Genomic DNA, 21161 nt, shown 5'->3' with positions numbered 1-21161 from the left:
CCATGAAGCGCATTGTGATCATCACCGGGTTTGAAGCGTTTAATGCCAGCTTGTATCGGGATGCTGCCCAAAAGGCGATCGCCCGTTGTCCCGACCTGGAAGTATTGACCTTTAATGATCGGGATTTGGTCAGTCAACCGGAGGCCGTGGCCCAAGCTTTACAGGGGGCCGATGTTTTTTTCGCCAGTCTGATTTTTGACTATGACCAGGTGATTTGGCTGCGGGAACGGGTCGAAAATATTCCGGTACGCTTAGTTTTTGAGTCGGCCCTGGAGCTGATGGCCTTGACTCGGTTGGGCAAGTTTGTCATTGGCGAGCAACCCAAGGGAATGCCGAAACCGATTAAATTTATCCTGAGCAAATTTACCAACAGCAAGGAAGAAGATAAGCTCGCTGGCTACCTAAGTTTCCTCAAGACCGGGCCGAAGCTGCTGAAATATATTCCCGCGAAAAAAGTTCAGGATCTGCGCAATTGGCTGATTATCTACGGTTACTGGAACGCCGGCGGGACGGATAATGTGGCGGCCATGTGTTGGGCGATCGCCGAAAATTACTTGGGTCTCAATATTGGAGAATTGCCCGCTGTGGTGGAAACGCCGAATCTGGGCCTGCTCCATCCCGACCATGATGGCTATTTTCTCAGTCCCCAGGCTTATCTCGATTGGCATCGCCACACCTTTCCAGAGCAAAAATTAAACCCCGTCGTTGCCGTCCTCCTCTACCGCAAGCACGTTGTCACTGAGCAGCCCTACATTCCCCAACTGATCCGTAAATTTGAAGCCGACGGGTTAGTGCCCCTGCCGATTTTCATCAATGGTGTCGAGGCCCATGTGATCGTTCGGGATTGGCTGACCACGGACTATGAACAGCATCAAAGGCTCCATGGCCAGGTGGCCATTAAATCTCTCAAAGCCGATGCGGTTAGGGTTGAAGGCATTGTTTCGACGATTGGGTTTCCCCTGGTGGGTGGCCCTGCCGGTTCCATGGAAGCGGGGCGGCAAGTGGAGGTGGCCAAAAGTATCTTGAGCGCGAAAAATATTCCCTATCTCGTTGCGGCTCCCTTGTTAATCCAAGACCTCCACTCCTGGACGAGACAAGGGATTGGCGGCCTCCAAAGCGTGGTGCTCTATGCTCTGCCAGAACTGGATGGGGCGATTGATACGATTCCCCTCGGAGGACTGGTGGGCGAGGATATTTACCTGATCCCTGAACGGGTGAAACGGCTCACGGGACGACTAAAAAATTGGATTCGCCTGAAAAATACCGCCCCAGGCGATCGCCAATTGGCCATTTTGCTCTACGGCTTTCCGCCAGGCTACGGGGCGACGGGCACAGCGGCATTATTAAACGTCCCCAAAAGTTTGGTCAATCTTCTCAAAACGCTCCAGGCTCAGGGTTACGACGTGGGGAATTTTCCAGAAGATGGCGAGGAAATTATTCGTTTGGTGAAAGCGGCTGATGAAGCCTACCGCCTTGATCCCGCCTTGGCGCCCCAGCAGACCCTGGAAAATATCGATCTCAAAATCATGGATCGTTGGTTGGGTTATCTTCTGACCCAGAAAATTGAAAAGCAGTGGCAAAGTTTAACGAATACGGGTCTGAAAACCTTTGGGGGCAAATGTCAGGTGGGAGGCGTCCAGTTCGGGAAGGTGTGGATCGGCGTGCAGCCGCCCCTAGGCATTTCTGGTGACCCGATGCGGTTGATGTTCGAGAAAGATTTAACGCCCCATCCCCAATATGCTGCTTTTTATAAATGGCTTCAAAATGAGTTCCGCGCCGATGCCCTGATTCACTTCGGCATGCATGGCACAGTGGAATGGTTGCCCGGTTCGCCCCTGGGGAATACCAGTTATTCTTGGCCGGATATTTTGTTGGGAAATCTGCCGAATTTGTACATTTACGCGGCGAATAATCCTTCAGAGTCGATTTTGGCGAAGCGGCGCGGTTACGGCACCCTGATTTCCCACAATGTGCCCCCCTATGGTCGGGCTGGTTTATACAAAAAACTGTTGGTGCTGCGGGATTTGATCGGGGAATATCGCGAAGATCCAGAGAAAAATGACGCTCTCCACCCGGATATTATTCAAAAAATTATTGATCTGGGCCTGCCGGAAGATTGCCCATTTACAGTAGGCCAGGAGCAGGGGATCGAATTTACTGTTACAAATGCTCCCTTATTCAGCAAAACCGCCCTCCAAAATTATTTCGTCCAAATTTATGAATACCTACAAACCCTAGAGCAACGTCTCTTTTCCTCTGGTCTCCATGTCCTGGGGGAAAAACCTAGCCCCGCAATTATCCAAAGTTACCTCGCAGCCTATTTTGGCGATCGCCTTTCGGAAAATATCCTTACCAAGGTTGCCCAGGGAGAGCCTGAAATTACCTGCGACCAACCGGAACTCCTGGCAGAAGCGCGGGAAATTGGCGATCGCCTTTTGCAAACGGACGACGAAATCACGAACCTGCTCAAGGGTTTAAACGGCGAATATATTCCCCCTGCCCCTGGGGGCGATTTATTGCGAGATGGCCTGGGAGTTTTGCCCACAGGACGCAATATCCATGCCCTCGATCCCTACCGGATGCCTTCCCCGGCGGCCTATGCTCGCGGTCGGGAAATTGGTAAAAAAATCATCCAGCAACACCTCGAGGAAACGGGCAATTATCCAGAAACGGTGGCGGTAATGCTCTGGGGTTTGGATGCCATTAAAACAAAGGGAGAATCCTTGGGGATTCTGCTGGAATTGGTGGGGGCAGAACCAATCAAGGAAGGGACGGGGCGCATTGTTCGTTATGAATTATTGCCATTGGAAGTTGTCGGCCATCCCCGCATCGATATTTTGGCGAACCTATCGGGCATTTTTCGGGATAGCTTTGTCAACATTATTGAACTACTCGATGATCTATTCCACCGGGCCGCCACCGTAGACGAAGATCCTGCCCAAAATTTTATCCGCAAACACAGTCTCGAACTCCAGGCCGAAGGAGTCGAAAATACCACCGCCCGCCTCTTCTCCAATCCTGCCGGGGATTTTGGCTCCCTGGTGAATGATCAAATCGTCGAAGGCAACTGGGACAACAGCGATGAACTGGCGAAAACCTGGGAAGGCCGCAATCAATACAGCTATGGCCGCAATGATAAGGGTCAGGCACGCCCGGAGGTCTTGAAAAAATTACTCCAAACAGGCGATCGCCTCGTGCAAGAAATTGACTCCGTGGAATATGGCCTGACAGATATCCAGGAATACTACGCCAATACCGGGGGGCTGAAAAAAGCGGCGGAAAATGCCAGCGGTAAAACCGTTACGGCCAGCTTTGTGGAAAGTTTCTCGAAGGACACAACGCCCCGAAAATTAGAATCGGTGCTGCGCATGGAATATCGCTCTAAGCTGCTCAACCCCAAGTGGGCTGAGGCAATGGCCGATCAGGGGTCTGGGGGAGCCTATGAAATTTCCCAGCGAATGACAGCTTTAATCGGTTGGGGCGGTACAGTCGATTTCCAGGATCAATGGGTCTATGACCAAGCCGCAGAGACCTATGCCCTTGATGCAGCCATGGCGCAAAAATTGCGAGAGGCCAACCCCGAAGCTTTCCGGAATATTGTCGGGCGAATGTTGGAAGCCCATGGGCGCGGTTTCTGGGAAGCTTCCGATGAAAAATTGCAAAAACTAAGTGATCTTTATGACCTTACGGACGATGTTTTAGAAGGAATTACAACTTAATTGAGACAAGATTTCAAAGATTTGTAAGAAGCTTAATCCCTTAAGATTTAGGGTGTTGATCATGGATATAGAAATTAGCACACGCTTTTTATGAATCATTCAGCTCCCCCAGTACCTACTTTTGATGCTTTGCTGGTTCCTACTGTTCAAGCTCTGCAAACATTAGGAGGCTCTGGCACCATTGAAGAAATTTATGAACAGGTCATCCAGTTATTAAATCTGCCAGATCAGATTCTTGAAATTATTCATGGAAACACATCCCAGAGTGAAGTCGAATATAGACTGGCATGGAGTCGGACTTATCTAAAAAAATATGGTCTTTTAGAAAATTCAGCACGGGGCGTTTGGTCTTTAACCTCAACGACGATCACCCCCGACGATCTCGATCCTAGGGAAGTTGTTAGGTTTGTTCGAGAGTTAGACAAGAAGAATAAAGCCTCGATAGATTTACCAAACCAATCAACTGAAACTACGGAAAATTTAGATGAAAGCACTTGGCATCAACAGCTTCACGAAATTCTTTTGTCATTAGACCCCGCCGCCTTCGAGCGATTAGCTCAACGGTTGCTGCGTGAGTCTGGTTTTATTCAGGTACAAGTTACAGGTAAATCAGGGGATGGGGGAATTGATGGGGTCGGCATTGCAAGAATTAATGGATTTCTGAGTTTTCATGTACTCTTTCAATGCAAGCGCTATCAAGGCTCAGTGACGGCAAGTCAAATTCGAGATTTCCGAGGCGCAATGCAAGGGAGAACTGATAAAGGCTTGATGATCACAACAGGAACTTTTACGCGAGATGCAATCAAAGAAGCAACTCGTGATGGTGCACCGCCCATTGATTTAATAGATGGTGAGCAGTTAGTTCAACGACTTAAAGAACTTGGCCTAGGGGTCAAAATAAATTTGATTGAGTCAGTCGATGTTGATGCTGAATGGTTTACTAAAATCTAGTTCAAGAGCTAGAAATTCATCCATGTTTTAGTTCACTAATTTTATTTAATTCTGCTGCTGGAAATCACGCCATGGTTCGAAAATCTGCCCTAAAGAATCTTCAGACAGTTCCTGGGGAGAAATTGTTTCCCAAGGCTCTTTTAAAATACCCTGATCTTTGTAGGGATCTTGATCTAAACAATAGGCAATTAATTCGCTACAAATCCAAGCATCTGCTTTATTTAAAAGTTGAGCAATTTGCTTTTCCAACTGACCCTGAGATAATCGATTGAGAAAATGACCGAGCATTGTGCCAGCCGCCGCATGGGCCGCAATTAAACGCAGATCATATTCACTATTGAGTTCTTGTTCCGCACGGTTAATCAAGTTCGTTGCAATATCTTCACTGAGACCTCTTGGTTTTCTGAAGAAAATGTCGCACTGTTCATCGTCAAAATATTTACTTAAATTCGATCTTTGTACTCCTGATTGTGCATGGGCTTCAATGCACTCATCGGCTCCCGTCACAATCAAGGTATGGGTCGTGATAATATCACTCATCCTGCCAAGGCCTGTAAAGTAGGCAATGCCTCTGGAAACGAAGTTTGAGTCGTTGTAGGTAAAACCAATGTACCCTCGATTATAGTTGTCTCCGTACTTTGGAGTCCGGTTTTGTTTCTTAGAGACCATTTATAAAGTAAATCTTTAGGAAACTAGCCGACGCAACATCAGACGACTCATGGAAGCATAAATCCCTGCCTCCGACACTTCTGATAATTGCTCATAGTCTTTACTAAGGCGACGATAATAATTCAACCAACCAAATGTACGTTCAACAATCCAACGCTTCGGGAGTACCATGAATTCTTTACTGTTTCTGCTAATCACTTCCACCTTGGCTTGCACCATTAACCAGAGACTTAAGGCAAAGCGTCCTCCTCGATATCCAGCATCTACCCACATCAACCGCAATCGCTTCAACATCTGCTGTTGCTGCTCCCTTAGCTCCATCACTGCAGCAAGGGCAAAGGTTCGTTCTGAGCTATTTCCCTCGGAGACCATCACTTTGTAAAGTAACCCTAAACTGTCGACTAGCAAGTTTCTCCGTCTTCCTTTGACCTGTTTCCCGCCATCGAAGCCATAGACATCGCCCTTTTTTCTGTCGTCTTGACCGATTGGCTATCGGCAATCAGGACGCTAGGTTCTGGGGTTTTCCCCACTGCTTGACGGCAGCGAGTCCGCAAAGCATGGTTGATGTTTTCCCAAACTCCCTGCCTCTGCCATTTGCGATAGTAGTAGTACACCGTGGAGGAGGGAGGAAAGTCCTTGGGCAGATAGGCCCATTGACAACCGGTTTTGAGGAGATAGAAAATCCCATTGCAGACCTGTCGCATATCAGTAGTACGTGGATGACCGCCGGACTTTGGAGCAGGAATCAAGGGTTCTAGTAAAGCCCATTCTGCATCGGTCAGGTCACTGGGGTAAGAAGCTTGAGACATTGGTGCTATTCTCCTGTGTCGTTACGCTTATGCTTGACCTTAACGACTTCACGGGCAAAAATCCTGTTCTCTTTATCTTTACTTTATAAACACCCTCTTAATGCTACTAGGCGTTTTGTTTTGTGATTTGTTAGGTTGTGCTGACATCTTATTAATTGTCTCCTGAAAAGATGAAAACTTTGTTTCAGTTAGCGAAATGAGAAGCAAGTTATAGTTGGTCTAAATTTTGTTCTTGCCGCGCGAAAAAAAATCTCGTTTCAGATTTTGAGTGTCCTCTTCCATAGATTAGCGCTTTATTTTTTTAACTTATTCCTATAGCAAAAAATCTTGAGGATAAATCAAGTGATTATGTTTATTCTTTTTCTGATTGTAAACTGTCTAAAATGAGAAATTATTGAGTTTGAATGTAGTGGTTTTTAGTGGCTTTTAGCTGTGTTTTAATTCATGAAAGCGTTGTAGGGCGATCGCCCCATTTTGGCCACCAAACCCAAAGCTGAAACAGAGGGTATTCTGGAGTGGAGTATTTTGGGCTTTTGTAACAAAATTCAAGTCAAATTCTGATTGTTCTAAGCCTACACAGGGAAAAAGCCGTTGATCCCGCAACATTAACAGCGAGAACGCCACCCCCAAAGCTCCCGATGCGCCGAGGGTGTGGCCCGTTGCCCCTTTACTACCGCTGACAAAAGGACGGTGGGGAAATAGCGTTTCGATCATCGTTGCTTCGGCTTGATCATTTAAACGGGTACTGGTGCCGTGGGGGTGAATGTGATCTATATTTTCGGGTTCCAGGCCAGCCCGCTCTAAACATTGGGCGATCGCCTTCATTGCGACCTGATAATTACCTTGGGGCGCGTTCATGTGGTGGGCATCACAGGTAAAACTCCAACTGAGGATTTCCCCGTAAATTTTGGCGTTTCGTTGCTGGGCCGATTCTAGGGTTTCAAGCAGAAAGATCGCCCCCCCTTCCCCTAAAACCAAGCCTTCCCGCCGCTGGTCAAAGGGAAAACAGCCCGTCGTCGCCAACGCCGCCATTTTCTGGAACCCTGTAATGCTTAAAGGTGTGACGGGAGATTCCACTGCTCCGGCTAGGACTTGTGGGCGATCGCCCCGTTGCAAAAGTTCAAAGCCCTGGGCGATCGCCCATAATCCGGTGGTACAAGCCCCCATCGGTGCTAAAACTGGCCCTTGGGAGCCAACTTGCTGGGCCGTGGCGATCGCCAATTGGTTGGGTAAATAAGTTAACCAATTCTCTAATCCTCTCTGATGTCCTTGTTGGTCGTTATACCGCAGCTTTTCCCACTGCCCCTGAAAGCCCCGACTGGAGCCGATCACAATCCCGCAATGTTCTAAAGGGGGTTCTAGGCCAGCATCTACGAGGGTCGCCTCAACGAGCGATCGCCGGAGTGTTTCTAAATCTACAGGCGCTTTCCCCAACATCGCCACCGGAATAACAGATAAATCCCGAAACGGTTGCCGCAATTGGATCGCGCTTTCTCCCCGTTGTAATTTTTGCCAAGCCTGGTGGCGATCGCCCAGGGCACAGCGTAAACCCAGGCCTGTTATCACTACCCGCACCATATCAATATCCCGTCACTAAGCATCAAAAATTTTGCGTCAGCCTGTCGATTTCTGGCGATCGCCGTTACCGTAGGATGTTGCAACCGATTATTCTCACCAAGGAAACTTACCACCGTGCCCAATCCTCCCCTGATCATTGTGCGCCACATCTTCCTGTTCGGACAAGCGGTTTCTTTGCCGGCCAATGCCTTTACCGGATTGGTGAATACTTTAATTTTGTTGCTGTTGGTGGCGACGGTCGTGGCACTGGTGACCCGCTGGCTGAGGATTCCCTACGTGATTGGTCTGGTGCTGGCAGGGTTGTTGATCCCCAAACAAATTCTCTCCGATGCCATCGGCTTGAATCCTGAGGTCATTCTCAATTTATTCTTGCCGATTCTAATTTTTGAGGCGGCGATCAATACCGATATCAGTCGTTTGCGGAGCACCATTAAACCGATTGCCCTTTTAGCGGGGCCAGGGGTGCTTTTGGCGGCGACAATCACCGCTTTTTTCCTGAAGGTCAGCTTAGATTTAGCTTGGCTAACGGCCTGTGCGGTGGGCGTTATTCTCACGATTACAGATACAGTGTCGGTGATTGCGGCGTTTCGGACGGTGCCAGTACCGGGGCGACTGGCGACCATTGTGGAAGGGGAAAGTTTGTTTAACGATGGGATTGCCCTTGTTCTACTGAATATTGTGACCACCATTCATCTGCAAGGTTCGTTTAGCGTCGGGGAAGGGGTTGAACAAATTTTAATTGCCTTTGTGGGGGGTGGCTTGCTGGGCCTGGGTCTGGGTTATTTGTGCATTGGCCTGTTCCGGCAATTGGATGATCCCCTCAGTAATATTTTGTTGACGGTGGCGGTCTCTCTGGGTACGTTTCAAATTGGTCAGGCCTTGGGGGTTTCTAGTGCGATCGCCGTGTTGATCGCGGGACTTTTGATCGGCAACGTGGCGCTGCGAGAATGCTCCGGCTCCGTGACAATTACGCTCCTGAATTTCTGGGAATATGCGGGATTTGGGGTGAATACCTTCATTTTTCTGTTTGTGGGGATTGAAGTCGCCCCTTTATCGTTGTTACAGACAATTCCGGCGGCTTTACTGGCGGTACTGGCCTATCAAGTAGGGCGGATTTGTTCGATTTATCCTCTGCTGTCGGTGCTGAAATTTTTCGACCGCCCCTTGCCCCTCCGCTGGCAGCACGTACTCATTTTCGGTAATGTGAAAGGCTCTTTGTCCATGGCCCTCGCCCTCGGTTTGCCTTTAACCCTCCAGGGGCGATCGCAGGTGATTACCCTCGTGTTTAGTACCGTCTTGGTTTCCCTGATTGGTCAAGGTTTGAGCTTACCTTGGTTCGTGAAAAAGCTGCAACTTGCCAAGCCTTCCCCCGTCCGCCAACACCTCGAAAATTTGCAACTTAATCTAATCGCCGCCAAATCTGCCCAGGAGGAACTGAAGGAACTGTTACAGAGTGGCAGTCTACCAAAATTTCTCTATGAAGAACTCTTTGCCAGCTACCAGGCCCGCATTGCCAACGCCGAGGAAGAGTTGCGGGGACTTTATAATCAGCGCCTCACCCAAAAACTGAGCCAGTTTGAAAACCAAGCTTATCTAGAAGGGTTGCGCCATCGCCTCTTTCTCGCGGAAAAAAGTGCCATTAACGAAGCGATTCTCAAGGGTTTAATCAGTGATGAGACGGCCCGGCCCTATTTACAGGAGTTAAACCAAAAAATTCTGGCGCTCCGGGATCCCTAAACAACACACAACCCCATAAAGTCCACCAACTGGTGTACCAGTTCTGGTTTGGTGACAGCCAAAATTGTCGAACCACTCTCTAGGAGGGTGCTGCCGTTGGGAATTTGTAATTCTTCGTGGGGGTGCGCTTGGTAGCCAATTACCAATGTTCCAGCAGGAAACCGATGATCCTGGGCTAATTCTGCGACGCTCCGGCCAACAATGGCGCAATTTTCAGGAATCGAGAGCTTTAAAACTTCGATTTGTCCCTGTTCAAAGTGCATCATCGCATCGACTTCAGGATATTCAATGGCATTAACCACACGATTGAGGGCCAGTTCTGTGGTGCTGATAATGTGGGTTGCTCCCGCGAGTTTATAGGGCTCGATAAAGTCGCGATCGCGCATCCGAACAATGATTTGCGGGACACCATAGTGTTTGCAGAGAGTTACCAAGGCCAGATTCAGGGCATCGTCCCGGAGCGTGGCAATCACGGCGTTAGCTTTGCGGATGCCAGCTTCGATAAGGACACTGGTTTTGACGGCACTTCCTTCAAAGGCCATGACACCAATTTTTTCGCGGGCATCCTGGCAGGCGGCGGGATCGGTATCAATGATCGCGACGGTGTGGTTCATTCGTTGGAGGGTTTTGGCGAGATCTCGTCCCATCATCCCGGCACCACCGATTAAAACGTACATGGGGTTTCTCCTTGGTAACTGGAAAAAAGGCGATCGCCTTTCGCTTTGATCATGAAGAGTTCTGACAGCGATCGCAATGGCCACAGCGGAAGTCTTTGGCCTGGTCATGGAAACCAAAACTGTCGATTAAAAATTGCCAGCGGCAGGTTTTTTGTTGCCAAAAGGTTTGTAGCTGGCGAACAGCGTGGATTTGTTGCTGTCTCAGAATCGTGAAGGCTTTCGGATCTAAGGTTGGCTGACGTTCGTAGGTAAACGGATCCCGCCAGCAGAGTTGCCCGGTGCTGTGTAAAATCCCTAGGCTTAATTCTGCCTGGTGATCGAGTTCTAAAATGCTGCCCTGGAGAGGAAGGGTCTGGGCCAATTTTGCGGCGTGGCGGATCTGCTTTTGGAGATTTTGTTGAAAAAAGCGCGTGCGATTTTTATCCTCCGGGTTTAAAAGGCCCGTGGGTTCACTGACCAAACTTAGGGCTGTGCTTTTTTTACCGTCGCGGCCGGCGCGACCAATTTCCTGGAGATATTCCGCCAGAAGACTAGGGGGATGGTAGTGAAGAATCCAGCGCACATCAGCTTTATCAATGCCCATCCCAAAGGCATTAGTACAAACGACAAATTGTAAGCGCCCCGTTTGCCAATCTTTTTCCTGTTGGCGGCGATCGCCTGGACTAAGACCTGCATGGTAGGCCGCTGTCTGATAATTTTGTTGCCCCAGGGTCATGGCTAGGGTTTCCGCTTCCCGCCGCGACCGGACATAAATCAACCCCGACGCCTTGGCATTGGTTTGTAGCAATCGGTGCAACTGGTCTCGTTTGCCCTTGGGACTCCAAACGGTGCGGCTCGCTAACTGTAAATTGGGGCGATAGGGACTCTCGACAAATTTTTTGGGACTCTTGAGCTGCAGGGTTTGGCTGATACTCTTTTGAGCTTGGGGATCAGCGGTGGCCGTAAAAGCGGCGATCGCCATTTTTGTGCCCTTGGGTTTGTGGCGTAGTAAGGCGGGACGGACAGCCCCTAAGCGGCGATAGGCCGGACGAAAGGTATCTCCCCACTGCACCAGACAATGGGCTTCATCGAGGATTAAACCATTCACCTTTAGCTGGGGTTGAATCAGTATTTCCCAAACCGGGGGACTTAAAAGGGTTTCTGGCGATAGATAGAGCAAGCGCAACTGATTTTTTGCCACCGCCTGCAGGGTTTGCCGCCGCTCTAATTTTGATAACTGACTGTGGAGGAGTCGGGCCGAGAGGCGTTTTGCCTGGAGAGTTTGCACCTGATTTTCCATGAGGGCCACCAGAGGAGAAACCACCAGGGTCAGGCCCGTTTGTAAAATAGCCGGTAGTTGAAAACAAATGGATTTGCCGCCACCGGTGGGCATGATAATCAAAGCATCCTGTCCGGCGAGTAAACTGCGGATAATCTGATCCTGGGGTGGCCGAAAATCGTCATAGCCCCAAATTTGTTGGAAGGTGTGCTGTACCTGCGCCCAAGTCTGTGTCATTTTTTCGTGAGTTTCTCGCTACACCGTTTATTTTCAAGGCGAAACCCGTACAATAATGGAGTTTTGCGAACCTTTAAGAATCTAAAAAAGCAATGCCCACTGCTACTCTGCTAGTGTCCTGTCCGGATCAACAAGGTCTGGTTGCGAAAATTGCCAACTTTATCTATGCCAACGGCGGCAATATTATCCACGCCGATCAACATACGGATCTTAGCGTTGGTTTATTTCTGACGCGCATCGAGTGGGAGCTAGACGGATTCAACCTGCCACGGGAGGTCATTGAACCTGCTTTCGGGGCGATCGCCAAACCGTTGGGGGCAACCTACAGCCTACATTTTTCTGACCAGGTTCCCCGGCTGGCCATTTGGGTCACAAAACAGGATCACTGTTTGCTGGATCTGCTCTGGCGACAACAGGCCAAAGAACTCAAGGCAGAAATCCCCCTCATTATTAGCAATCACCAGGAACTAGCGGCGATCGCCCAACAATTTAAGATTGATTTTCACCATATCCCGATCACCAAAGCTACCAAGGCGGAGCAAGAAGCGAAACAACTGGCCCTATTACAGGAATACAACATCGATCTGGTGATCCTCGCTAAATATATGCAGGTGCTCAGTCCAGATTTTCTTGGCAAGTTTAACCGGGTGATCAATATCCACCATTCCTTTTTACCAGCCTTTGCGGGGGCGAAACCCTACCACCGCGCCTACGACCGAGGCGTAAAGATCATTGGTGCCACGGCCCACTACGTCACCCAGGATCTCGACGAAGGGCCGATTATCGAACAGGATGTGGTGCGGGTCAGTCACCGAGATGACGTGAAAGATCTAATTCGCAAAGGCAAAGATTTAGAACGTATTGTTTTGTCCCGCGCCGTCCGCCTCCATCTACAAAATCGCGTTTTGGTTTACGGCAACCGCACCGCCGTCTTCGCCTAAAAATCCTCCCTTAAGGGAGGTGGTCGATAGAACGGAGGGTGTATGTCCCTTGAGAGAGGTGGCGCAGCTTAAGATTTCCCCTTGAGGGGAACTAGAGGGGCGTATAGAGTTTGCACCTGGGTAATCGGCAACCGGGAGGCCACAGGCAAATCTAGCCGGGAGCGATCGCCTTTCTGGAAATGTTCCGCCGCCGCACAGGCGATCATCGCCGCATTGTCCGTACAGAATTTGAGGGGCGGGAAATAAACCTGAATCCCTGCTGCCGCTGCCGCCGCCGTCAAAATTTCTCGTAAACCACTGTTTGCTGCCACACCACCACCGACCACAATGGTTTGCAGTTGGCGATCGCCTGCACACCGCACAGCTCGTTTCGTTAAAGCCTGGGCAACAGTGTATTGAAAACTGGCCGCAATATCTGCTACAGGCACGGCTTTCCCTTCGGTTTCAAATTGCTGCACCAAACGCAGCACCGCCGTTTTTAGACCACTAAAACTGCAATCGTAGGGATGGTAACCCCCGCCGGGTAAGGAAATTCTCCCCTCTGGCAACTTAAAGGCCTGGGGATCACCTGTTTTGGCCAGACGATCAATCACTGGCCCCCCTGGATAACCCACCTTCAGCAACCGCGCCACCTTATCAAAGGCTTCTCCGGCAGCATCATCGCGGGTTTCCCCCAACAGTTCATATTCCCCACAACCGCGCACCTCAATAAAGCTCGTGTGCCCCCCAGAAACCAAGAGACAGAGAAAAGGCGGTTCTAACTCCGGTTGACTGAGGTAGCTGGCATAAATGTGTCCCTCTAGGTGATGAACGCCAATAAAAGGCTTGTTATGCACCATCGCTAACGTTTTTCCGGCGGCGGCCCCCACCAACAAAGCCCCCACTAAGCCCGGCGCACAGGTCGTGGCGATCGCCTCAATTTCAGACCAGTCCAACCCCGACTGCTCAAAGGCCGTGTCAATACAAGCATTGATACTTTCTAAATGGTGCCGTGATGCTACCTCTGGCACAACGCCGCCAAATTCCCGATGAATGTCGATTTGTGAAGCAACCACATTGCCAAGAACTTTACGATTATTAACAATTGCAACGGCAGTTTCATCACAACTTGTTTCGATTGCTAAAACAATGCTCATATATCGGTATAACTTAGATTTAAGTTAACAACTTTAACCTTTTTTGCCTTTACTCGATACGCTGGTCACAGTAATATTGCTTCCAAAGTACAAATGGATTGGCGTATCTTTTGTACAAAAAACTTAATTATTTTGTAACAAAAGGAAACAAACTTATGCAACGTTTCGTAGCTGTTGTTTGCGCCTTTGCTCTCTCTTTAACTTTGTGGCTGGGTTTTGCTTCCCCCGTGAAAGCAGATTCTTTGTCTCACTTAACCCCCTGTAGTGAGTCCGCCGCTTATAAACAAAGAGCAAAGAACTTCCGCAACACCACCGCAGACCCGAACTCCGGTCAAAACCGTGCCGCTGCTTACTCTGAAGCCCTCTGTGGCCCAGAAGGTTTGCCCCACCTCATCGTGGACGGCCGTCTTGATCATGCCGGTGAATTTTTAATTCCAAGTATTCTCTTTCTCTACATTGCTGGTTGGATCGGCTGGGCTGGTCGCGCTTATCTGATCGCAGTCCGTGATGAAAAAGATGCGGCAATGCAAGAAGTCATCATCAATGTCCCCCGGGCGTTTAGTTTGATGTTGGCTGGTTTTGCTTGGCCTTTGGCTGCTCTGAAAGAATTTACTTCCGGTGAGCTAGTCGTGAAGGATGCGGATGTCCCCATCTCTCCTCGCTAGGTTTTCATTTTTAAGTATTTATCATTCTTTTTGGAGTAAATAAATGGATAAGTTCTTATCTTCTGCGCCGGTGTTGTTGACCGCAATGATGGTTTTTACGGCTGGACTATTAATTGAGTTCAACCGTTTCTTCCCTGATCTTTTATTCCACCCGTAGGTTTAAATAAAACATCACTGGGATTTTGGTTTTAATAATCTAATAAAACAACAGCACTGGGAATAGTCTCAGTGCTTTTTTAATTGGTTCGACTTGATTTTTTTTGACTTTGTAGCGGCAGAAAGGCAATCAAGGAAATTGACCCCGAATCGGATCAGGAAAAAGCCGTCATTTTGACTCTTTTGTGAAAAGATTATGCCCATAAACAAAGACTACAAAACCTTGAAATCATCAAATATTCTGGCTCTTCAATAAAGCGACACCTTCACAAATTAGACTGGAAAAGTCAATCAAAAACGCAGATAACCTTTTTCCGATCTCCGCAAACAGAGTTTGATTTTTTGGGCATTAATTTCAAAATTTAGTTTGTCGCTTTAGCCCCGATTTTAGGTTCGGTACCAGCGATGATTCTTTGGATATTACTGCGATGGCGCACAATGACATAAATACCAGCGATCGCCCCAAAGAGGATGTAGGGGAGGGGCTGCTGTAAAACAATCATCAAAAGCATCACGGCGATCGCCCCACTGATCGAACTCAGGGAAACGATTTGGGTTAAAGTAATTGCCGCTGCAAAGGTAACGATAGTGCCCAGGGCAACCCAAGGAGCCATAATCAAAAGAACACCGATACTGGTAGCAACGGATTTGCCGCCGTTAAAGCCAATGAAAATCGATTTGCTGTGGCCCAAGACAGCGGCGATCGCCACGGCCATGGTGAGCCAGTATTGGTCATAGTTGGCAGGAAAGGCAATCCATTCGGGGTGGGTATAAAGCAGCTTAAAAAATAAGATCGCCGCAACGCCCTTGAGCGCATCGAAGAGCAACACCGTGATCCCCGCTTTTTTACCGAGGGTTCTGAGGACGTTGGTCGCCCCTGTGGAACGGGAACCATAATCGCGGATATCAATTCCCTTGAGCCACTTGCCAGCTAGGTAGCCCGTGGGAATAGCGCCCAATAAATAGGCCACTCCGATGCAAAAGGGGGCGATCGCCAACGAAAGATTCATAACCCATTACTCCGATGCAGGAAACACGTGCGAAAACTTAGAAAAAGTAAGAAGAATCGGACTGGGGTTCCGGCGCAAATGCAAGCCACAACGGGTATTGCAGCAACGACAGATTAATATTGTCCTCAGCCTCATCAATAATGATTAGCGGTAGTCTATCATCTTCTACGAGTCGATCCGCCTTTTGGACGAGGGCATCGGGACTTTCAAATAAAATGACCCCAGAGTTTGGCCCGAAGTCACTGCGGGAGATGCCTAAACAGTCCTGTAAGCCCCGCCGCCATTCGCCGAGTCGTTCTGGGGTATTAGCCAAAATCAAGGCCCGGAGGCGATCGCCATAGAGACTGTAGAGCACCGATAAACTGGCCGAAGCCACAAGAATATTTTGCAGACGGCTGCCCATACTCCGGATCGCGCCCCGTCCGCCTTGGTCAAAGAACCATTTTTTCACCCGTTCACTATGGATCGGCTCGAAGGTGCGGCGCAGTTGCCAAGGGGGGCCATAGTAGTCCGGCGACATCCGGTATTGATCCAGCATTTCCTGGATTCGACGCGCCTTAGCTGCAAAACTTTGCTCCGAAAACTGGGGCGGGGTTAATTTTTGAGGAGGAGGCTCTGGAGGCGGCACCTGGGAGGGAGCCGCAGACCAATCTTGATCAAAGCTGGGTAAGTCTAACTGCTCGGCGGCGATCGCCAAATCCTGCAAGCTCCCGATGAGATAGTCCTTAAACCCTTGTACCCGCACGGCAATTTCCTGGGACGTACCCGCAAAGGTGGTGCGCATTTCCTCACGGATTTTGTCCCGACGTCGCTCCAATTGGGCAACAGATTTTTGCAGGCTTGCTTGTCTGTCTTCGAGGGTTTGGAGTCCTGTGGCCATCAACCGTTCTAGTTGAGCTTGGAGATCTCCCGTTTCCGTTTGTAAGAGGGCCGCTTTTTCTGCCTTCAGCGCGGCAATCTCTGCCAGAAGCGCTGCTTTCTCTGCCTGTAATTTTTCTAAGTCCGTGCTGTCTGTCGTGGTCTCTGGGGTCTGGTCTGGCGCAGGAGTTGAAGCACTGGCATCAGTCTCGGTACCACTCGCTTCAGAGGGCAAATTTAATGGTTCTTTAGGAGTGGGTTGCAGATCTAATTTGGGTCGGTCTTGTTGGGGGTCTGAACTCATAAAAGTTTGTCCTTAGGGGCAACGGGTGACAACGCAGGGGAAAGCGTCATTAATGAAGGGTGTTAGTCTTGGCGGGGGCAGCGCGCTTCGAGAACCTGCTGGAGGGTGCGGGGGTCAAAAATAATCGGTAAAAAATGAATGCTATTGATTTCTTTAAAGTAAAACAGGATGGGAACCCTTGTCCAAAAGATGCGCCAATTTTGCCATTCGCGATAGGGGAAACGCCGAATGCGATCGCCGCTGCGATAAACATCTAAATCCGTGGCGGTGAATTCTAGTCGCAGGGTTACTGCTTGAAAAAGTAAAAATAGACCAAATAAAGAGGCGATCGCCCCCACCCAAATTTGCCAGAGGGCCAGGGGAATCCCACTAATAATCAGCACCAGGGGAATGTTATAGCTAGGCCGTAATTCCACCGTTGGCGGCAGTTGATCGCTGAGCTGAGGTGACGGAGAAGCAGAAGTCATTGCTGTGGGGGTTTTAGGGTGAGCAGGGGGGAATTCCAATTTTAACGCCAAGCCTTTCCCCATTAAAGATTTTCTGATTTGAAGCACAAAAACAAAGAATTTGACGCGAAACCCAGAAAATTACCGGCCTTTCTGGAAAAAAACTCTTACGATAGGGAGATGCTTTTCTCAGATTCTCCCAATGTTTTCTAAGCTCTTCATCAAGAAGCCTATTTTTGCCCTGGTTTGTGGTGTGATCATTTTACTGGTCGGTCTCATTACGATTCCCAGCCTCCCAGTTGCCCAGTTTCCCCAAATTAGTCCCACCCAAATCAGCATCACCGCCAGCTACACCGGGGCCAGTGCTGAAGTGGTAGAGCAAACCGTTACCAATATCCTTGAAGCAGAACTCAACGGGATCGAAGGTCTCAGATATCTGTCCTCCACCAGTAGTAACGACGGTCTGAGCACCATTGTGGCCACCTTTGATGCGAGCCGTAATGAAGACCTGGCCGCCGTTGATATCCAAAACCGACTTGCCGCCGTCACCTCACAACTGCCCGCAGAAGTCCAGCGAAACGGAGTCAGGGTGGCGAAAAGCAGCAATAACATTGTCCTTGGGGTCGGTTTGTACTCCGAGGCGGGCGAATATGACGATGTCTTTCTCAGTAACTATGCCGATAATTATCTACTCGATGCCCTCCGCAAATTAGAGGGGGTCGGTAATGTCCAAATTTTTGGGGAACGTCGCTATGCGATGCGGGTCTGGCTTGATCCCAATCGTCTGGCGGCCCGTCGCCTCATCCCCCAGGACGTAGTCGCCGCAATCCAAGAACAAAATCGCCTGGTGGGGGCTGGACAGTTGGGCCAATCCCCTGCCCCCGCCGGACAACAGTATCAGTTTGACTTAGAAATTCAAGGGGGACGCCTGGGAACAGTGTCAGAGTTTGAAGAACTGGTTCTCAAGGTTGATGAGCAGGGTCAGATTATTAAACTGCGGGATGTGGGCCGCGTTGAGCTGGGAGCGGAGAGCTACAACACCACTGTCCGCTACCGGGGCAACCAGGCTGTCGGGATTGGGATCTTCCAGCGGCCGGGGAGTAATGCCCTGGATGTGGCAAATCGCGTCATTGCGGAGATGGAAGTCCTTTCGGAACAGTTTCCGCCTGGGTTGGATTATCGGATTGCTTTTAATACGACCGATTATGTGGCGGCATCGATGCGGGAAGTGGTGATCACCCTCATCACGGCGATCGCCTTAGTGATTTTTGTGATTTTCCTTTTTCTCCAAGATTGGCGCACAACCCTCGTGCCGACCTTGACGATTCCCATTGCGTTGATTGGGACGTTTATTTTCATTAAACTCTTCAATTTTTCGATTAACAGTCTGACCCTCTTTGGTTTGACCCTCGCGACGGGTCTAGTGGTCGATGATGCGATTGTGGTCGTCGAAGACATTGCCCGGCTCATCCACGAGAAAGGCATGGCCCCAAAACAGGCGGCGATCGCCGCGATGCAAGAGTTGACCGGAGCCGTTATTGCCACTTCCTTAGTCCTGATGGCTGTATTTATTCCGGTGGCTTTTTTCCCAGGGACGACGGGGGCTTTGTATCAGCAGTTTGCCCTCACCATTGCCTTCTCTATCGCGATTTCGACCTTTATTGCCCTGAGCTTAACGCCTTCCCTCGCTGGGGTTTTGTTGCGCGATCGCCCCGAACCCACCAGTGCTTTGGGAAAAGTCTTTAACCAATTCAATCGCTTTCAAAATTGGCTCCGTCGCCGCTACCAAAAAATTCTTTTCCAACTGACCCGCATGAAATATGCCGTGGTGAGTCTTTTTACTGTTCTGCTGGTGATAACCGCCTGGCTTTACCAAATTGTCCCCGGCGCCTTTGTGCCCGAAGAAGACCAGGGCTACATCATCACCCTTGTCCAGGCCCCCCAGGGGGTTTCAATGCAGTTCACTGATGCTGTGATGGCGCAGGTCGAAGCAGAACTCCTCAAAATCCCCGAAATTGACGGCACCTTTGCCATTAGTGGCTTTAGTTTTGGGGGCGGTAGTCAAGCCAATTCTGGTGTTATTTTTTGTCCCCTGAAACCTTGGTCAGAGCGGACTCGACCCGAACAAACAGCCCAAGGGATCATCAGTCGCCTATTTCCGACCTTTGCGCAAATTACTGAAGCCCGTGTCTTTCCTGTGAATCCGCCGCCGATTCAAGGTCTCAGTAACTTTGGTGGTTTCCAGTTCCAACTCCAAGACCGCAGTGGACGCGCTGCCATCCAGGATTTGGTGGGAGCCATGGGACAACTGCTAGGTGCTGCGAACCAAGACCCCGCCCTCCAAGGAGTATTTAGTACCTATGCCGCCAATAATCCCAAGTATGACCTTGAGATTAAACGGGATTTTGCAAAGGCGAAAAATATCAATATTGCCCAGGTCTATGGCACCTTACAAACGGCCTTTGGGTCTACCTATGTCAATGACTTTGATTTGGGTCAGGACAATTATCGGGTCTATGTTCAAATGGATGGCCTATTTCGGGATAATCCAGCGGATATTGGTCAGGTTTATACCCGCTCCGACACAGGCGAAATGGTTTCCCTAGGGCAGTTATTCACCGTCACACCCGGATCTGGGGCGCAAACCATTAACCACTACAATCTGTTGCGTTCCATTGAAATTAATGGGTCTGCGGCTCCGGGGGTCAGTTCTGGTGAAGCCTTACAAACGATGGAACGCATCGCCCAGCAAACGTTACCCCGCAGTTTTGGTTATGAGTGGGCGGGTACAGCCTTAGAGGAAATTGAGTCTGGTGGCCAAGCACCGATTATCTTTGGTTTAGGGCTGGTCTTTGTCTTTTTGGTTCTAGCTGCGCAATACGAAAATTTTTTGGATCCGGCGATTATTTTACTTTCGGTACCGTTAGCGATCTGTGGTGCTTTGACGGCATTGGTACTTAGGGGCTTCCCTAATGATGTGTATTGCCAGGTGGGGCTGGTGATGTTGATTGGTTTGGCGAGTAAAAATGCGATCTTGATTGTGGAATTTGCAAACCATTTACGTGGCGAAGGGCTATCGATTACCAAAGCCGCCATTGAGGCCGCCCGGGAACGACTCCGACCAATTTTGATGACAGCAATTTCAACCTTATCGGGGATCTTTCCCTTAACATTGGCAACGGGGGCCGGGGCCGCCAGTCGTCAGTCTTTGGGGACGACTGTCTTTGGGGGAATGCTAGTGGCGACTTTGTTGAGTTTGTTTGTGGTGCCGATTTTGTATATTTTGGTGACTTACCTGAGTGAATCTTTATTGGGTCACCGACTGTCAAAGGATGAGGTATAGGATTTTGCTCTGTAAGTTTGCAATGGTAAAACAAATGATCTGGACACAACGCGTTTGGCAAGGGTTGGGTACAGTGGCCTTGGCGATCGCCTTCACGACCGCTTGCACCGAGGTTCCCAATGGAGATAATCAGCCCCCGGTGATGAATGAACAGCCTCCCACTGAGAATAATCAGCCCCCAGACGGCGAAGATCCCACCGACAATAATCCAGATTCAAATCCTGGGGAAACAACGCCCCAGCCGACGGTTTATTGGCTTAAAGATGAAGGCGATCGCCTGGCTTTGGCTCCCGTCGAAGTGACCCCCACCGCAGAAACGCCCACAGGCCAACTCGAAAGCCTCTTTACCCAATTGCTCACAGAAACCCCAGGGGATGGCCTCAGTAGCACAATTCCCCCCGGTACCGAACTGTTAAGCCTGATTATCCAAGGGGATGGTATCGTGGTGAATCTGTCCGAAGAATTCCAGTTTGGCGGCGGCAGTGCCTCGATGATTGGTCGCGTTGCCCAGGTGCTCTATACGGCCACTAGCCTTGATCCCACCGCCGGAGTCTGGTTCCAAATCGAAGGGGAACCTTTGGAAGTGCTGGGGGGCGAGGGGCTAGAAATTGCCCAGCCCATGACCCGCGACATTTTCACAACGGACTTTGATCTTTAATTAGCCTCT

Annotated in this window: 17 protein-coding genes; 8 read left to right on the top strand and 9 right to left on the bottom strand. The window is 49.7% G+C overall.

The features are described 5' to 3' along the window. Nucleotides 1-2: 2 nt before the first annotated feature. Both bchH and FEK30_RS09375 read left to right on the top strand, forming a co-directional pair. A complete protein-coding gene (gene bchH, locus FEK30_RS09380; RefSeq protein WP_138073048.1) occupies nucleotides 3-3719 on the top strand; it encodes a magnesium chelatase subunit H in 3717 nt (1238 codons plus the stop codon). 90 nt (nucleotides 3720-3809) lie between these two features. Then, on the top strand, nucleotides 3810-4670 hold the full coding sequence (locus FEK30_RS09375) for a restriction endonuclease (protein ID WP_138073047.1): 861 nt from the start codon (nucleotides 3810-3812) through the stop codon (nucleotides 4668-4670). A 45-nt stretch (nucleotides 4671-4715) separates the two neighbouring features. Here FEK30_RS09375 and FEK30_RS09370 read toward each other — a convergent pair whose 3' ends face one another. From FEK30_RS09370 to FEK30_RS09360, 3 genes are all read right to left on the bottom strand, one after another. Then, on the bottom strand, nucleotides 4716-5210 hold the full coding sequence (locus FEK30_RS09370) for a hypothetical protein (protein WP_255447847.1): 495 nt from the start codon (nucleotides 5208-5210) through the stop codon (nucleotides 4716-4718). Nucleotides 5211-5354: 144 nt separating this feature from the next. Further along, nucleotides 5355-6148 (bottom strand): IS5 family transposase gene (locus FEK30_RS09365; protein ID WP_138073045.1). Its coding sequence is split into 2 segments (ribosomal slippage): nucleotides 5355-5815 and nucleotides 5815-6148, totalling 795 coding nucleotides; the frame shifts between segments, so codons are not numbered across the junction. Nucleotides 6149-6574: 426 nt separating this feature from the next. Beyond that, on the bottom strand, nucleotides 6575-7723 hold the full coding sequence (locus FEK30_RS09360) for a beta-ketoacyl-ACP synthase (RefSeq protein WP_315862718.1): 1149 nt from the start codon (nucleotides 7721-7723) through the stop codon (nucleotides 6575-6577). 141 nt (nucleotides 7724-7864) lie between these two features. Between FEK30_RS09360 and FEK30_RS09355 the strand changes: the two genes are divergently transcribed. Next, on the top strand, nucleotides 7865-9463 hold the full coding sequence (locus FEK30_RS09355; RefSeq protein WP_445260582.1) for a cation:proton antiporter: 1599 nt from the start codon (nucleotides 7865-7867) through the stop codon (nucleotides 9461-9463). On the opposite strand, the gene FEK30_RS09350 is transcribed toward FEK30_RS09355, so the two are convergent. Both FEK30_RS09350 and FEK30_RS09345 read right to left on the bottom strand, forming a co-directional pair. Next, a complete protein-coding gene (locus FEK30_RS09350; protein ID WP_062433224.1) occupies nucleotides 9460-10140 on the bottom strand; it encodes a potassium channel family protein in 681 nt (226 codons plus the stop codon). The two genes, FEK30_RS09355 and FEK30_RS09350, sit on opposite strands and share 4 nt — an antisense overlap. A gap of 49 nt (nucleotides 10141-10189) precedes the next feature. Then, on the bottom strand, nucleotides 10190-11635 hold the full coding sequence (locus tag FEK30_RS09345; RefSeq protein ID WP_138073042.1) for a RecQ family ATP-dependent DNA helicase: 1446 nt from the start codon (nucleotides 11633-11635) through the stop codon (nucleotides 10190-10192). 92 nt (nucleotides 11636-11727) lie between these two features. Between FEK30_RS09345 and purU the strand changes: the two genes are divergently transcribed. Further along, the gene (gene purU / locus FEK30_RS09340) at nucleotides 11728-12576 is read left to right on the top strand and encodes a formyltetrahydrofolate deformylase (RefSeq protein WP_138073040.1); all 849 of its coding nucleotides are present in this window, start codon (nucleotides 11728-11730) and stop codon (nucleotides 12574-12576) included. A 68-nt stretch (nucleotides 12577-12644) separates the two neighbouring features. Here the strand turns inward: purU and tsaD are convergent, their stop codons facing one another. Continuing rightward, nucleotides 12645-13712 carry a tRNA (adenosine(37)-N6)-threonylcarbamoyltransferase complex transferase subunit TsaD gene (gene tsaD, locus FEK30_RS09335; protein WP_138073038.1) on the bottom strand — a complete coding sequence of 356 codons (1068 nt, stop codon included), beginning with the start codon at nucleotides 13710-13712 and terminating at the stop codon, nucleotides 12645-12647. A 155-nt stretch (nucleotides 13713-13867) separates the two neighbouring features. Between tsaD and FEK30_RS09330 the strand changes: the two genes are divergently transcribed. Both FEK30_RS09330 and psaJ read left to right on the top strand, forming a co-directional pair. After that, nucleotides 13868-14377, top strand: coding sequence for a photosystem I reaction center subunit III (locus FEK30_RS09330; protein WP_030007236.1), 510 nt, complete (start codon nucleotides 13868-13870; stop codon nucleotides 14375-14377). Nucleotides 14378-14420: 43 nt separating this feature from the next. Continuing rightward, nucleotides 14421-14534, top strand: a complete 114-nt coding sequence (gene psaJ, locus FEK30_RS09325) for a photosystem I reaction center subunit IX (protein ID WP_012306636.1) — start codon at nucleotides 14421-14423, stop codon at nucleotides 14532-14534. 361 nt (nucleotides 14535-14895) lie between these two features. Here the strand turns inward: psaJ and plsY are convergent, their stop codons facing one another. The 3 genes from plsY to FEK30_RS09310 form a co-directional block, all read right to left on the bottom strand. After that, nucleotides 14896-15543: a glycerol-3-phosphate 1-O-acyltransferase PlsY gene (gene plsY, locus FEK30_RS09320; RefSeq protein WP_012306637.1), complete on the bottom strand. Its 648-nt coding sequence runs from the start codon at nucleotides 15541-15543 to the stop codon at nucleotides 14896-14898. A gap of 37 nt (nucleotides 15544-15580) precedes the next feature. After that, nucleotides 15581-16705 (bottom strand): DUF3086 domain-containing protein, encoded by a 1125-nt coding sequence (locus FEK30_RS09315; RefSeq protein WP_138073036.1) that lies wholly within the window; start codon nucleotides 16703-16705, stop codon nucleotides 15581-15583. A 62-nt stretch (nucleotides 16706-16767) separates the two neighbouring features. Continuing rightward, nucleotides 16768-17172, bottom strand: coding sequence for a DUF3119 family protein (locus FEK30_RS09310; protein ID WP_030007233.1), 405 nt, complete (start codon nucleotides 17170-17172; stop codon nucleotides 16768-16770). Nucleotides 17173-17353: 181 nt separating this feature from the next. Here FEK30_RS09310 and FEK30_RS09305 point away from each other — a divergent pair, with 181 nt between their 5' ends. Then, entirely contained in the window at nucleotides 17354-20494 is a 3141-nt protein-coding gene (locus FEK30_RS09305; protein ID WP_138073034.1) for an efflux RND transporter permease subunit, read from the top strand. Between the two features lie 34 nt (nucleotides 20495-20528). Beyond that, a complete protein-coding gene (locus tag FEK30_RS09300) occupies nucleotides 20529-21152 on the top strand; it encodes a GerMN domain-containing protein (RefSeq protein ID WP_255447846.1) in 624 nt (207 codons plus the stop codon). Nucleotides 21153-21161: the final 9 nt, after the last annotated feature.

The organism is Picosynechococcus sp. PCC 11901 (genome assembly GCF_005577135.1).
Taxonomy (GTDB): Bacteria; Cyanobacteriota; Cyanobacteriia; order Cyanobacteriales; family MRBY01; genus MRBY01.
The sequence above is the reverse complement of the archived record's forward strand: the minus strand, read 5'-3'. Positions and strand labels throughout refer to the sequence as shown.